Genomic DNA, 13,525 nt, shown 5'->3' with positions numbered 1-13,525 from the left:
CGGGGCAGGGGACGGCCATGACCGGCGGCGGAACGGGCAAGCATTTCTGGGTCGCGGCGCTGGCGGGATTGCTACTGTCTGCAACGCCGGCCCTCGCCGATCCCGCACTGGACGTCGTATTGGCCGGTGACCCGCCGTTTCGGGCGCAGTCTTTGCGCCTGGTGGACGTGCCGGCGCCGGCGGGGCCGGCGATCAGCCTGTTCAATGGCCATGACCTGTCGGACTGGGACGGCTGGCTGGGCTATCCCGATCCGGCGCGCACCTACCTGCCGGTTCCCGGCCAGGCACCGGTGGGGGCGGACAAGGATGCCCTGGCCCGCATCTTCAGCGTGGCCATGGCGGATGGCGAACCGGCCATCCATGTCGATGGCCGCGTCTGGGGCGGCATCGTCAATCGGGGCGACCACGGCAATTACCACCTGCGCCTGGAATACAAATGGGGCACGGCCCGCTACGCCCCACGCCAGGACCTGCCGCCCAACAACGGCCTGCTGTACCACAGCCATGGCGCGCCCGGTGGCGTCTACGGCACTTGGATGGCGTCGGTGGAGTTCGAGATCATGGGCGGGTCGGTCGGCATGGTCGTGCCGGTGGGGTCGGCTGTGACCGCCGTGACGGAAGTGGGGCGCGACCCCACGCTGATTGATCCGCAGCGCCGCTACATGCTAGGCGGCCGCCCGATCATCGTGCGCCCGCCGGCCTGGAACGTGGAGGCCGCCAGCGATGCGGAGAGGCCGGTGGGCGAATGGAACGTGCTGGACCTCTACGTCCTGGGCGACCGCGCCATCCATGCGGTGAACGGCGTGCCGGTGATGGTGTTGCACGACCTGCGGGCCTGGGTCGGTGATCGTTCCAGCAGTCCGCTGACCCACGGCCACATCCAGCTTCAGTCCGAAGGGGCGGAGACCTGGTTCCGCCACATCACCCTGGAGCCCATCACCAACCTGCCGCGGGTGGAGGTGTCGCCAGCACCTATTCCGCCAGGAAATCCAGCAGAAGGCGACTGACCTCGTCGGCCGCTTCCCGCGTGGGGAAGTGGCCGATGCCGGGCAGTACGTCGCGCCGATAGGGGCCGGTGAAATGGCGGTCCTTGCCCTCCGTGCTGGCGGGCAGGGTGCAGCGGTCGTCGCCACCCTGGATCATCAGGGTGGGCACGGACAGGGTCTTGGCGGCGCGTTGGCGTTTTTCCAGCTCGGCATAACGCGGGTCAGGCTCTGCCTCGTTCCAGCGCACCCGGTAGGAATGCAGGGTGATGGCGGGCCAGTCGGGATTCCCGAACGCCTCGGCCGTCTTGGCGAACTCGGCCTCATCGTACCAATCCTGCGGGCTCCAGGTGTCCCACTGGAAGCGGGCGAAGGCCTTGCCGTCACGACACACGGCCTCCGCACCCCGTTCCGTCGTCATGAACCATTGGTACCAGTAGCGCTGGGCCTGGCTGAGCGCGGGTGTGGGCAGGCTGCCCGGCTCCCACCCCACCGACAGGGCGGCGATGCGGCACAGGCGGTCCGGCGCCACGGCGGCCAGGAAATAGGCGATGCGCGCACCCCAGTCGTGGCCGATGACGGTGAAGCGCTGCCAGTCCAGCGCGTTGGCGAGATCCAGCGCATCCTGCGCCAGCGCCGCGATCTGGCCGGAGCGCGTGGTCTGGCTGGACAGGAAACGCGTGGATCCGAAGCCGCGCAGCCAGGGCGCCACCGTCCTGTACCCCGCGTCCCACAGCTTAGGCGCCACCCGGTCCCAGGTATGGGCATCGTCCGGCCAGCCGTGCAGCAGCATCACCGGCGGCCCGTCGGCAGGACCGCCCGAGAGATAGGCGATGTCCAGCAGCGGGGTGGAAAGGTGGGCGATTTCAGGCATGGCGCATACCGACGTTGTTGCGACCTATGGCACTAACCGCCGTTCCAACACCCCGGTTCCGGTGGTGGCGCGAAGTTCACCTCGCGCTGGCCACCACGCCCTCCGCCCCCGCCAGATCCAGCAGCGGCAGGAAGGCGCCCGGCTCCTGGGCGCCGGACAGGGAATAGACGCGGTTGAAGATGAAGCAGGGCACGGCCTGGATGCCCAGCTGGCGCATCGTGGCCAATGATTGGCGCAGCGCGTCGCGGTCGGCGTCGCTGGCCAGGAAACGGGCGGTGGCCTCCCGGTCCATGCCGGCGGCTTCCGCCAGGTCGGCCAGCACGTGGCGATCGCCGATGTCGCGGCCGTCGCGGAAGAAGGCCCGTTGCAGGGCGTCGGCCAGGGCGGGGGCCACGCCCTGGGCGTCGGCATGGCGCAGCAGGCGGTGGGCGTCCAGCGTGTTGGGGGTGCGGCCGATGCGGTCCAGGTTCAGGTCCAGCCCTTCCGCCGCCGCCGTCTGTTCCAGCAGGGCCGCCACCTGGCGCACACGCTCCACACTGCCGAACTTGGCCAGCAGGTCGATCATGCGGTCGGTGCCGCCCAGCGGCGTTTCGGGGTCCAACTGGAAGGGCAGCCAGCGCACCTCCGGCTGTATGGCCGGGCGCTGCGCCAGCGCGCGATCCAGCCGGCGCTTGCCGATGTAGCACCAGGGGCAGACGAAGTCGGCGACGATCTCAATCAACATGGGGCACACGCAACCAGGAAAGGGCGGCGTCGGGATGGCGCCGGACTATAAGGCGGGGTCGCGACCGGGGCGAGCCCCATCGTGGGCTTATGCACCTTGGCGGAGGTGCCGGGGCAGGGCACGGAAGTGTCCGGTCGTGCCCAGGGTTTCTTTTTCGTTCCCGTCCTCATGCCTCCTGCGCTAAACTTTCCGCCGTATCCGCCTCATATAGGCACGGTGTGGGCGCTGGTCGATGCGGCACCCCGCGGTGATTTTGGAATAGGCCGGCCGGAGGGAACCGTTCCATGAGCGAAACCTACGTCACCATGAAGATCCGCGAGGCGATGGCCCAGGCGCAGGGCCGCCGCGCGCAGGCGCAACGCATCCTGATGGCCTGGGCGCTGTCGGACGAACAGCTGATGATGGGCCTGTGCAAGCCCTACCTTAAGGGCATCACCGGTGCCGCCCTCGACCGCGCCACGCGCGGCCCGGGCACGCCGGCCCCGGCCATGGGTAGCGGGACCATGGGCACCGGCGCCACCGGGGCGGTGCGCCGCCCGCCGGCGCCCCAGCGCCTGACCCCGGCGCAGCTGGATGCCATCGTCGCCCGCATGGGCGGCACCCGCCAGGCCGACCAGCCGCCCATCCTGAACGGCGCCCCGCCGCCCAAGGCGGAGGGCACGGTGAAGCAGGCGGCCTCGGTCAAGGCGCTGGCCGCCGCCTTCCACCGCAAGAAGTTCTGAGGCGGGCGCGCCGCTGCATCCGCCCGGTCATTGGGTCGGCGATTCCTTGGTCAACTGGCCGGCCGCGATCTTCCAGTCGCCATCCTTGGCGGTGGCGACCAGGATCAACGCGCGCTGCAGGCCGGGCACTGGTTGACCATTCATCAGAAAATTCATGTGGAAGAAGATCGTGGCCACGTCCGGGCGCAGAAGATGCACCTCCGGTACGTCCTTCTTCGAGATCGTCGTCTTCATCGCCCACCCGCCGCCGGTATGGATCTTCGTGAATTCGGCGATGATGGCGTCGCGTCCCTCGGTCCGTTCCTCCGCAACCGGAACCCACACCGCGTCAACTGTGTAGAGTTTCTCGAAGGCCTGCGGGTCGTGCGTATTCCAGGCGGCGGTGAACTGGTCCGGCAGCGACTCCGGCGTGGCCGCTTGGGCCATGGTGATGGTCAGGGACAGCAGCAGTGCCAAGGGCAGTGATAGCCGCATGTCGGCCTCCGGTTGATTGCGGTCCAGCGGGATCGCAAATTATGGCGGTGGTGTTTTTTTTGCACAATCCACCAATAGTGGTCATGGGTGGGGTTCTTCCGGGTGTCCCGCTGGAACGCGAACCCTTTGGTTTGGGCCCGCTTCATGCTATCGCTGCCGACCCCTGATTTCGCTTTGCTGGCATAAGGCTTTTCGTTCCCATGAGCAGTGTCGCCGTCCGTTTCGCGCCCAGCCCCACCGGCCGCCTTCACATCGGCAACGCCCGCGCGGCGGTGATGAACTGGCTGTTCGCCCGCAAGATGGGCGGCAGCTTCATGCTGCGCATGGACGACACGGACAGGGAACGTTCCACCGCCGAATACGCGGCGGGCATCGAGGAAGATCTGGCCTGGCTGGGCCTGACCTGGGACCGTTTCGCCCGCCAGTCCGACCGGCTGGAGCGTTACACCCTGGCGGCGGAACGGCTGAAGGCCGAGGGGCGCCTCTACCCCTGTTATGAGACACCGGATGAACTGGGCTTGAAGCGCAAGGCCCAGCTGGCGCAGCACCGGCCGCCGCTGTACGACCGCGCCGCCTTGCGCCTGACCGATGCTGATCGTCAGCGGCTGGAGGCGGAGGGCCGCCGCCCCCATTGGCGCCTGAAGCTGGAACACACGCCCGTCGTCTGGGACGATCTGGTGCGCGGCACCCAGCGCTTCCAGGGCCAGGATTTGAGCGACCCGGTGCTGATCCGTGAGGATGGCCAGCCGCTCTACACCTTCGCCTCGGTGGTGGACGACATCGAACTGGGCATCACCCACGTCATCCGGGGTGAGGATCACGTGGCCAACACCGCCGTGCAAATCCAGCTTTACCAGGCGCTGGGCGGCCCGGTTCCCGGCTTCGGCCATTTCCCTCTGATCACCGACGCCGCCGGCGCCGGCCTATCTAAGCGGCTGGGCAGCCTGAGCCTGAAAAGCCTGCGTGAGGAAGCGGGGCTGGAGCCCCTGTCCATTGTCTCGCTGCTGGCCAAGATCGGCACGTCCGACGCCGTGGAGGCCAAGGGCACGCTGGATGAACTGGTGGCCGACTTCGACCTGGCCAAGGTGGGGCGCGGCACGCCCAAGTTCGATGTGGAGGAACTGCACCGCCTGAACGCGCAGATCCTGCACCACATGCCCTACGCCGCCGTGGCCGACCGCCTGGGCGCCCTGGGCATGGCGGGGGCGGATGAGGCCTTCTGGCTGGCCGTGCGCCCCAACATCGCCCACGTGGCGGAAGCCCGGGGCTGGTGGGACATCACCCACGCGCCGCTGGCGCCGGTGATCACCGATGCCGCCTTCCTGAAGGCCGCCGCCGGCCTGCTGCCCGCCGTCCCCTGGGGACCCGACACCTGGGGCCAGTGGGTGGACGCGGTCAAGGCCGCCACCGGCGCCAAGGGCAAGGCCCTGTTCATGCCGCTGCGCCTGGCGCTGACCGGGCTGGAACATGGACCCGAACTGAAAACCCTGTTACCGCTCATCGGCCGGGAACGGGCGTTGGCGCGGCTGTCGGGCGAGACCGCCTGATACCGCAATTCCTTTTTAATTCAGCTATCCAACTTCCAGGTTCATTCGCCATGGCGCTGCAGCTTTACAATACCCTGACCCGCGCGAAGGAAGTCTTCACGCCCGTCGACGCCAGCCATGTGCGCATCTATTGCTGCGGTCCCACCGTCTACAGCTATGCCCATATCGGCAACGGCCGCACCTTCACCGCCTTCGATTTGCTGGCGCGGGTGATGAAGCACCTGTACCCGAACGTCACCTACGTCCGGAACATCACCGACGTCGATGACAAGATCATGGACCGGGCCAAGGCCCAGGGCCTGACCATCGAGGAAGTGACGGTGCCGCCCACGGTGCAGTTCCACGCCGACATGGACGCCCTGAACCTGCTGCGCCCGGATGTGGAGCCGCGCGCCACCGATCATATCGGCGCCATGATCACGATGATCGAACGGCTGATCTCCTCCGGCCATGCCTATGCGGCGGAAGGCCACGTGCTGTTCAACGTGCCGTCCATGCCCGACTACGGTCGCCTGTCGCGCCGCAGCCAGGATGAGATGATCGCCGGCGCCCGCGTCGAGGTGGCGCCCTATAAGCAGAGTGCGGCCGACTTCGTCCTGTGGAAGCCCTCGGCCGACGACCAGCCGGGCTGGAACAGCCCCTGGGGTCGCGGCCGCCCCGGCTGGCATATCGAGTGCAGCGCCATGGCCGACGCCCATCTGGGCAAGGTCTTCGACGTGCATGGTGGCGGGCTGGACCTGATCTTCCCCCACCATGAGAACGAGATCGCGCAGAGCCGCTGCGCCCACGGCACGCAAGTCATGGCCAACTATTGGGTCCATGCCGGCTTCCTGACCCTGTCGGGCGACAAGATGTCCAAGTCGCTGGGCAACATCTTCACCGTCGCCGAACTGCTGGACGAGGTGCCGGGCGAGGCCCTGCGCCTGGCCCTGCTGCAGGCCCACTACCGCCAGCCGCTGGACTTCTCCAAGGATGGGCTGAAGCTGGCCAAGACGACGCTGGACCGCTGGTACGGCGTGCTGCGCGCGGCCGGCGATATAGGCGCGGGCGCGGTGCCGGCCGACGTTTTGGCGGCGCTGGAGGATGATCTGAACACGCCGCTGGCTTTCAGCCTGCTGCATGAACTGGCCAACCGCTTCCGCAAGGAAACCGATCCGGCCGCCCGCGCCGCCGTGGCGGCCGACCTCAAGGCCGCCGCCAACCTGATGGGCCTGCTGTCCCAGGATGCCGAGGCCTGGTTCCGCTGGACGCCCAAGGGGACCGATGGCCTGGATGAGGCGGCGATCGAGGCCGCCATCCAGGCGCGCAAGGATGCCCGCGCATCGCGGAACTTCGCGGAGGCCGACCGCATCCGCAAGGAGCTGCTGGACCAGGGCGTGGTGCTGGAGGATGGGGCGCAGGGCACCACCTGGAAGCGGGCGTAAGGCGAACCTGCCGCCGATTGCCGGTCAGCCCACCGGTGCGCTCACCCGTGCGGCCCACGCCTGGGCCTCTTCCATGCGGCCCAGGGTGCGCAGGCAGGTGGTGCCGGCGCGCAGGATGGCGGGCAGGCCCAGCGGGTCGCCTTGTTCCGCCGTTTCGGCGGCGTAGCGCAGCCAGTCCATGGCGGCGTCGGGATAACCCATCGTCGCCAGGATGCGGCCCATGGCGTGCAGGCCATGGCTCAGGCTTTCCAGGTTTACGCGGCCGGCGGCGTCGCCATCCTCCGCCGCCTTCACGGCGGCCTGGGCCCAATGCAGGGCATCCTCCGCCCGGCCCAGATCCATCAGGCAATCGCTGACGCGCAGCATGCTGCGGCTGACGTCGTCGTGACTGACGGGCATGTCGGGCGCACCCCGTTCCAGCGCCTGGACGGCACTGTGGAACCAGGGCAGCGCCTCGGTCACATGGCCCAGGCTGTGGAGGCAGTCGCCCACCAGGTGCAGGCCGGCGCCCAGGGCCGCGTGATCCACGCGACCTTGCACGTTGCCCAGTTCCGCGGCGGCCACCGCCTGCTGGAAACCGGTCAGCGCCTCTTCCCGCCGGTTCAGATGGACCAGGCAGGTACCAGCCTGGTTCAGGCTGCGGCCCACGCTGTCGTGATCCACGCGGCCCTGAGCGTCGCCTTGGCGCGCGCTTTCCGCCGCTTGGTGGAACCAGGCCAGCGCTTCCTCATGCCGGCCCAGCCGGGCCAGGCAGATGCCGGCCAGATGCTGGCAAGCCGCCAGATTGTCGCCATGGATGCGGCCTTGGGCGTCGCCCAGTTCCGCCGACGCCACGGCGCGCTGGAACCAGGCCAGCGCCTCATCCACCAGGCCAAGGTCCAGCAGGCAATAGCCCGCATCGTAGAGGATGCGGCCCAGCGCATCGGGGTTGGCGGCCGCTTTCCGCAAGGGCAGGCGGGCCTGGAACAGTTCCGCCGTGGCGGCGGCGTGCTGGAACAGGGCCAGGGCCTCATCCGTGCGCCCCTGGGCCACCAGGTCGCGGCCCTGGCGGTGCAGGTCATCAGGTTCGGGGAAAGGCAGGGGGGCAGGCACCGGCATGCGGATCGCTCCTGCAAGGTAAAGCCGGGGCCAGGGTGGGCGTCCCGGCGGGGCCTGTCAACCCGGGGGCGCCTTCTGGGCAGGCGCGCGCAACCGCTGATATGGAGGAAGGCATAAGCACGGCCGTATGCCTTTTGATGCCAAGCACTTACGGGAAAGAAAAGGGCCGACGGCATCGCTGCCGCCGGCCCCCTCGGGACACCTGCTTTCCCCCGAAAGGGCGTCGCCTTGATACGCGTTGCCTTTGATCGTGACCGATCAAGGCCCTTCAATCGCCGGGCACCGGCATCCGCCGGCTTAGCTTCCTCATTGCGCCCTGCGGTGCTCATTGCGGGGCCGGCGGTCGCCGGCCGCCAAGGGCACGAGCCAAAGTCTCGTGCCCTTGGCCTCACATCTTCCAGCTCAGCGTCACCGTGCCGTTGGTGCCGGCGCCGTAGTAGCTCTGCGACCAGTACAGGCTGGTGAAGTACTTCTCGTTGGTCAGGTTGTTCAGGTTGCCGGTGATCGACCAGTTATTGTCAAACTCGTAGCGCGCCATCAGGCCCAGCAGGGCGTAGGCACCCTGCACGGTGACGATCTCGTCACCCGTGGTGGTGCTGGTGACACCCTGGTCGTAATAGATGCGGCTCTGCCACGACAGGGTGGCGCCCAGCTTCAGCCGGTCGATGGGCTGGTAGTTGGCGGTCAGGCGCAGCGTCTGGCGTGGCACGTAGGTGCGGGCCGCACTGCCGTCGTCACCCTCGATCTTCATCAGGGTATAGCCGGCGGTGACCTGCACCTGCGGTAGGATCTGGCCGGAAACCTCCGCCTCGATGCCCTGCGAGGTGGCGTTGATGCCCTTGTAATAGTACTGGCCGGTGTCGGTGTTGAACCCGGCGCTTTCCGCGGTGTTGTTCTGGCGGGCCTGGAACAGCGCGAAGGACGCGTTCAGCTTGCCATTCATCCAGGCGCCCTTGGCGCCCACTTCGACGTTGTCGCCGTCGATGGGGGCCAGGATCTTGTTGTTGATGTCCAGCTGGGTCTGCGGATTGAAGATCTGGGCGTAGCTGGTGTAGGCAGAAATCTCCGGCGTGATTTCATAGACCAGGCCGGCATAGGGCAGGGCGCGGGTGATGTCGTAGCTGTTGGGCGTGTCGTAGCTGTCGCCCGACATCTTGGCGTGGGTGACGTTGGTGCCTACGATCAGCTTCAGCGGATCCAGCAGGCTGATGCGCGCCGCGACGTAGCCGGTTTCCCGCGTGTAGTAGAGGTGCGCCTCCTGGGTGTAGGCGTCGTAGGCCGGCTCGGGATAGCTGCCGTCGAAGGCGGAATAGCCGGGCAGTTCGGTGCCGATGCCCTCGCCATAATCGGAATGCTCAAAGCTGTTGCTGCGGCCCCAGTTGCCGCCGGCCACGATGTCGTGGGTGCGGCCGAAGGCCTCCACCGGGCCGGAGACATAGGCCTCGGCCGTCCACTGCCGGTCATGGTTGTGATAGGCCGAGGGGTAGGAATAGAGGCCGTCGCCGGTGGCCTTGTCGGGCGTGCCGTAGACGTAGAACAGGTCGCTGTTGCCCTCGGTCACGGCGTGCATGACGCTGGCCTTGGCGGTCCAGCCGCTGCCCAGGTCGTGGCGGATGTCGGCGAACATCTGCTGGGTCTGGATGTCCCAGCGGCTCCAGTCGGCCGAGGTGCTGGTGCTGCGGCTGTAGTTGGTGGGCGTGCCGTCGGTGTAGAACAGCGGCAGGGCGCCCCACAGGCCGCCGGTGGCCAGATCGTCCTGGAAGTGATAACCGACCGACACGGTGGTGCGGGGGTCCAGGTCGGCCTCCAGCACGCCGTAACCGACGCCGCGCTTGTCCTTGTAGCGGTCCAGCTGGTTGCCGGTGTCCTCATAGGCGCCGACCACGCGCATGCGCACGGTGCCCGAGGCGTTCAGGGGCGAGGACACGTCCACGTCGCCGCGCTTGTCGTCGTAGGAGCCGCCGGAGAACGAGGCCTCGGCCATCAGGGCGTCGGTTGGGCGCTTGCGCACGAAGTTCACGGTGGCCGACGGGTTGCCGGTGGACGACATCAGGCCATTGGCGCCGCGCAGCACCTCGATATGGTCGTATACGGAGGTGTCGATGTTGCCGTTCTGGATGCCATCGACGATGGGCAGGCCATAGCCGTCATACTGGAAGTTGGAGATGTCGAAACCGCGGGCGCTGTAATAGGTGCGGTTGGTTTCCACTTCCTGCACGTTGATGCCGGTGGTGTTGGCCAGGACCTGGTTGATGTCGCGCAGGTTGAAGTCGGTCATCTGGTCACGGGTGATGACGGTGATCGACTGCGGCGTGTCCTTCAGGTCCAGCGGCAGCTTGGTGGCCGACCGGCTGCTCTTCACGGTGTAGGAACCGGTGCCCTCGGTCGCCTCGTCCTTCTGGCCGGTGATGACCACCTCGGACTGGGACTGGTCCGTCGTGACGCTGTCGGCCGCCGTGCTGTCGGGCGCATCCGGGGCCGGGGCGGCCAGGGCAGCGAGGGGCGAGGTGGTGGCCATCAACATGAGGCACAGGGCGCGGAGCTTCAACGGTTCCTCCGGGAACAGGGTGGTCAAGACACAGGGTTGAGCGGCCCCGATCTATCCACCCTTTGCGGGAGTTGCAAGTCATTCTCGTTATCGAAAATAACGAAACAGTTATAATGTGTCTTTGGCGCAACATGCCCTGATGGGTTGGGGGCGACACCCCGCAGCCACGGCCGGTAGTGGGTGGCGATTAACGGCAAAGATGCAATGATTTCGTCGTCCGCACAGGCTTCGATGGTCGGGCGGGGGGCAACGGCGCCGCTGGCGGGGTGTAGCGGCACCGCCACACCCCGCGAGAGGCCGCGCTTCAGGGGCCTTGCCGCCGGTCTTACCAACCGGCCTGGTCGGCGTGATGTGGTCAGGCCAAGGCGGCATCGCCAACAACCAGAAGGGCTTGCGCGAACTGTATCGGGGCACCAAGGCTGTAACGCGCCGCTGACTATCCAGGGCGGCCCCCCGGCCTAGTGAACGTCCTGCCTGTGAAGCGGGTGGCGGCCGGCCTGCAATACCTGCCCTGGCAGGGGGCGGCGGTTCCCTGGTGACATCGTTCGCGAAGCACCTATGAGTTTTGCATTGTTATATTTTTGCTAATATATGGCTTCGCGGAAAGTCGTATGCAATCCTGTCGCATTGGCAATCGATAAGGTGGATTATGCGATTCAAATCTTTATTCCTGGCTTCTGCCCTTCTGTTCACCGGTGTTGCCGTGGCCAAAGCCGAAGAGCCGGTTGGTGCACGATATTTTACTCAAATAATGCCGGTAAACGGGAGTGCGACGGTTTTTACTGCCGCATCGAATGTGAACGGCGCCATCATTCGCACGACCGCGATATGGACTACCGCCAACGGATTGATTCATCTGGTGGCGAGCTATCCTGATGGAAGCCAGCGGATACTTTTCACCAACCTGGCGACGCCCGCCCAGAATAGTTCCGACAACCTGGGATTCAGCCTTCGTTTGCCGGCGGGGGTAGGGCTGTTGATCGTATCTTCCGGTGGTGCCAGCGGATATGGCGCTGGTGGTGCGGCGATCACTTACGACCTGCTGTAAGTTGATTATAGGGCTGCCCCATCAATGGCCGGTCAGGCGCCATTGATGGGGCAGTAATTTCCCTCACGCCACTGCGCGCACCGTGCCCAGGAAACGCTGCACCGCGCCGGTCAGCACGGTGGCGTTCTCCGCCAGCTTGCCGGATGTGCCCAGGATCTGGGTGGCGGCACTGCCGGTCGTGGCGGCGGCCGCACTCACCGCCGTGATGTTGCGGGACATGTCCTCGGTCCCAGTGGCGGCTTCGTTGATGCCGCGGGCGACTTCCGCCGTGGCGGCGGTCTGTTCCTCCACGGCGGAGGCGATGGCCATGGCGATATCGGCCATGCCGGTGATGGCGCCCTGCATGCCGCCGATGGCGCCGGCCGTGCGTTCGCTCAAGACCTGGATGCGCTGCATCTGGGCGGTGACATCCTCCGTCGCCTTGGCGGTTTGGGTGGCCAGGGCTTTGACCTCACTGGCCACGACGGCGAAGCCCTTGCCGGCCTCCCCGGCGCGGGCGGCCTCGATGGTGGCGTTCAGGGCCAGCAGATTGGTCTGCGCCGCGATGCCGGCGATCATCTCCACCACCGCGCTGATCTTGGCGGTGCTGTCCTGCAACTGGCCCACCACCTCGGCGGAGGTGGCGCAGTCGGTGATGGCGTTCTGTGCCTGGGTGCGGGACCGTTCGACCTGGCGGCCGATCTCCTGGACGGTCGCCGCCAGCTCTTCCGACGCGGTCGCCACCATCTGCACGTTGGCGGAGGTCTGCACGGCGGCCCCGGCGACGGAACTGGAGCGGTCACGGGTGATGCCCGCCGCCTCCGCCATGCTGTCCGCCGTGTCCTTCATCTCGCGCGCCGCCCCTGCCAGGGCGTCGATCAGGCCGGACACCTGGGCCTCGAAGGCGTCGGCGATGGCGTCCTGTGCCGCCTTGGCATCGCGGGCGGCCTGCGCGCGCAAGCTGGCCTGCTCCGTCTCCAGCCGCTTCACCGCCAGGGCGTTGTCGCGGAACACGGCTAGGGCGCGGCCCAGCACGCCGACCTCGTCCCGGCGATCGCTGTTTTGCAGGGCCACGGTCAAGTCGCCCTGGGCGAGACGGCCCAAGGCGCCGGTCATGTCGGTCAGGGGGCGGGCGACGGTACGGGCCATGGCCACGATGACGGCGATGCACAGGATCAGGCCGGCGCCCAACGCCGCCAGCACGGTGGTGCGGCCGGCGGCCTGGGTGGCCGCCGCATCCCGTGCCAATTCCTGGCCTCGACGGCCCTGCGCCTCCAACGTGTCGGTCAGGGGCGTTATGACGGCGCGGAAGGCCTCCTTCAAGGGGCCGGAGGCGAAGCCCTGCATGCCGGCATCGTCATGCGCGTCGATGAAGGCCACCAGCTTGGTCGTGGCGGCGGTGTAGTGCTGCCAGGCATCGGTGAAGGTGCGCAGACGGTTCGCCTCCGCCGTGCCGGGGGCGACCTCTCCTGCGTAGAGACGAACGGCCGCGTCCACCGCCGCCTTGGTCTTCGGCATGTCGGCCTTGGCGCCCTGCACGTCCCCGGAATCGTGCGCCACGGCGGCCAGGGCCAGGCGCAGGTCCAGACGGCGGTAGCGGTTCAGGCTTTCCATCAACTGGCCCAGATGCACCGACTTGGGCAGCGCGTCCCGGGCCAGCGTGTCCGTCGCTTGCCCCAGTGAGCCCAGGGACCATAAGGCGGCGCACCCTAGGGTGGCGATCAGCAGCAGAACCGCCAGGAAAGAGGCGAGGACCTTGCCGCGCAGCGAGAGGTTCAGCCAAAGGGTCATGGGTACCAAGCTCCTACAATGCGGCGGACGACGGACAAGGGCCAAGCCCGGGCTGCCCGGGTCGGCGCTCCGCAGTCCATTTAAATAAAATTTTATGCAAATATTTTGAGAAGCACTCAATAGTGAGCCGGCCGCTCAAAATACGTATCTACCTCCAAAGTAGATGTTTCGTATGTTGCGACGCAATATGGAAATGCATTCATTATGAAGTTTACTTGGTTAATGGTGCCGGCATGCTCGGGCTATCGGCGAAAACTGCCTATGATCGCCGCGCCATGTCTGATCCCTGCCGGTTTCCCGACGTTTCTTTGGC

The 13,525-nt window shown here is 67.1% G+C and carries 11 protein-coding genes; 5 read left to right on the top strand and 6 right to left on the bottom strand.

Annotated features, from left to right (window positions below; translation table 11 throughout):
• The first annotated feature begins 17 nt into the window (after window positions 1-17).
• The gene (locus tag PW843_15705) at window positions 18-1,007 is read left to right on the top strand and encodes a DUF1080 domain-containing protein (protein MDE1148046.1); all 990 of its coding nucleotides are present in this window, start codon (window positions 18-20) and stop codon (window positions 1,005-1,007) included.
• On the opposite strand, the gene PW843_15700 is transcribed toward PW843_15705, so the two are convergent.
• Entirely contained in the window at window positions 973-1,857 is an 885-nt protein-coding gene (locus tag PW843_15700; protein ID MDE1148045.1) for an alpha/beta hydrolase, read from the bottom strand. The two genes, PW843_15705 and PW843_15700, sit on opposite strands and share 35 nt — an antisense overlap.
• A gap of 76 nt (window positions 1,858-1,933) precedes the next feature.
• Window positions 1,934-2,581, bottom strand: a complete 648-nt coding sequence (locus PW843_15695) for a DsbA family oxidoreductase (protein MDE1148044.1) — start codon at window positions 2,579-2,581, stop codon at window positions 1,934-1,936.
• Between the two features lie 284 nt (window positions 2,582-2,865).
• Here PW843_15695 and PW843_15690 point away from each other — a divergent pair, with 284 nt between their 5' ends.
• Window positions 2,866-3,303 (top strand): hypothetical protein, encoded by a 438-nt coding sequence (locus tag PW843_15690; protein MDE1148043.1) that lies wholly within the window; start codon window positions 2,866-2,868, stop codon window positions 3,301-3,303.
• A gap of 27 nt (window positions 3,304-3,330) precedes the next feature.
• Here PW843_15690 and PW843_15685 read toward each other — a convergent pair whose 3' ends face one another.
• Complete coding sequence (locus tag PW843_15685; protein ID MDE1148042.1) at window positions 3,331-3,777, bottom strand: SgcJ/EcaC family oxidoreductase; 447 nt, start codon at window positions 3,775-3,777, stop codon at window positions 3,331-3,333.
• 200 nt (window positions 3,778-3,977) lie between these two features.
• Between PW843_15685 and gltX the strand changes: the two genes are divergently transcribed.
• Window positions 3,978-5,324 (top strand): glutamate--tRNA ligase, encoded by a 1,347-nt coding sequence (gltX, locus tag PW843_15680; protein MDE1148041.1) that lies wholly within the window; start codon window positions 3,978-3,980, stop codon window positions 5,322-5,324.
• A gap of 50 nt (window positions 5,325-5,374) precedes the next feature.
• Window positions 5,375-6,748, top strand: a complete 1,374-nt coding sequence (gene cysS / locus PW843_15675; GenBank protein MDE1148040.1) for a cysteine--tRNA ligase — start codon at window positions 5,375-5,377, stop codon at window positions 6,746-6,748.
• 24 nt (window positions 6,749-6,772) lie between these two features.
• Here cysS and PW843_15670 read toward each other — a convergent pair whose 3' ends face one another.
• Both PW843_15670 and PW843_15665 read right to left on the bottom strand, forming a co-directional pair.
• Window positions 6,773-7,846: a tetratricopeptide repeat protein gene (locus PW843_15670; GenBank protein MDE1148039.1), complete on the bottom strand. Its 1,074-nt coding sequence runs from the start codon at window positions 7,844-7,846 to the stop codon at window positions 6,773-6,775.
• A 388-nt stretch (window positions 7,847-8,234) separates the two neighbouring features.
• Window positions 8,235-10,421 (bottom strand): TonB-dependent siderophore receptor, encoded by a 2,187-nt coding sequence (locus tag PW843_15665; protein ID MDE1148038.1) that lies wholly within the window; start codon window positions 10,419-10,421, stop codon window positions 8,235-8,237.
• A 622-nt stretch (window positions 10,422-11,043) separates the two neighbouring features.
• Here PW843_15665 and PW843_15660 point away from each other — a divergent pair.
• Window positions 11,044-11,442 (top strand): hypothetical protein, encoded by a 399-nt coding sequence (locus PW843_15660; protein MDE1148037.1) that lies wholly within the window; start codon window positions 11,044-11,046, stop codon window positions 11,440-11,442.
• Between the two features lie 63 nt (window positions 11,443-11,505).
• Here the strand turns inward: PW843_15660 and PW843_15655 are convergent, their stop codons facing one another.
• Complete coding sequence (locus PW843_15655; protein MDE1148036.1) at window positions 11,506-13,212, bottom strand: methyl-accepting chemotaxis protein; 1,707 nt, start codon at window positions 13,210-13,212, stop codon at window positions 11,506-11,508.
• Window positions 13,213-13,525 lie beyond the last annotated feature (313 nt).

Source organism: Azospirillaceae bacterium, assembly GCA_028283825.1.
Lineage (GTDB): Bacteria > Pseudomonadota > Alphaproteobacteria > Azospirillales > Azospirillaceae > Nitrospirillum.
This window is presented reverse-complemented; position numbering and strand designations above follow the sequence as displayed.

Coding starts and splice junctions, on each gene's coding strand:
- PW843_15705 (MDE1148046.1), top strand. CDS start 18: ATGACCGGCGGCGGAACGGGCAAGCATTTCTGGGTCGCGGCGCTGGCG.
- PW843_15700 (MDE1148045.1), bottom strand. CDS start 1,857: ATGCCTGAAATCGCCCACCTTTCCACCCCGCTGCTGGACATCGCCTAT.
- PW843_15695 (MDE1148044.1), bottom strand. CDS start 2,581: ATGTTGATTGAGATCGTCGCCGACTTCGTCTGCCCCTGGTGCTACATC.
- PW843_15690 (MDE1148043.1), top strand. CDS start 2,866: ATGAGCGAAACCTACGTCACCATGAAGATCCGCGAGGCGATGGCCCAG.
- PW843_15685 (MDE1148042.1), bottom strand. CDS start 3,777: ATGCGGCTATCACTGCCCTTGGCACTGCTGCTGTCCCTGACCATCACC.
- gltX (MDE1148041.1), top strand. CDS start 3,978: ATGAGCAGTGTCGCCGTCCGTTTCGCGCCCAGCCCCACCGGCCGCCTT.
- cysS (MDE1148040.1), top strand. CDS start 5,375: ATGGCGCTGCAGCTTTACAATACCCTGACCCGCGCGAAGGAAGTCTTC.
- PW843_15670 (MDE1148039.1), bottom strand. CDS start 7,846: ATGCCGGTGCCTGCCCCCCTGCCTTTCCCCGAACCTGATGACCTGCAC.
- PW843_15660 (MDE1148037.1), top strand. CDS start 11,044: ATGCGATTCAAATCTTTATTCCTGGCTTCTGCCCTTCTGTTCACCGGT.
- PW843_15655 (MDE1148036.1), bottom strand. CDS start 13,212: ATGACCCTTTGGCTGAACCTCTCGCTGCGCGGCAAGGTCCTCGCCTCT.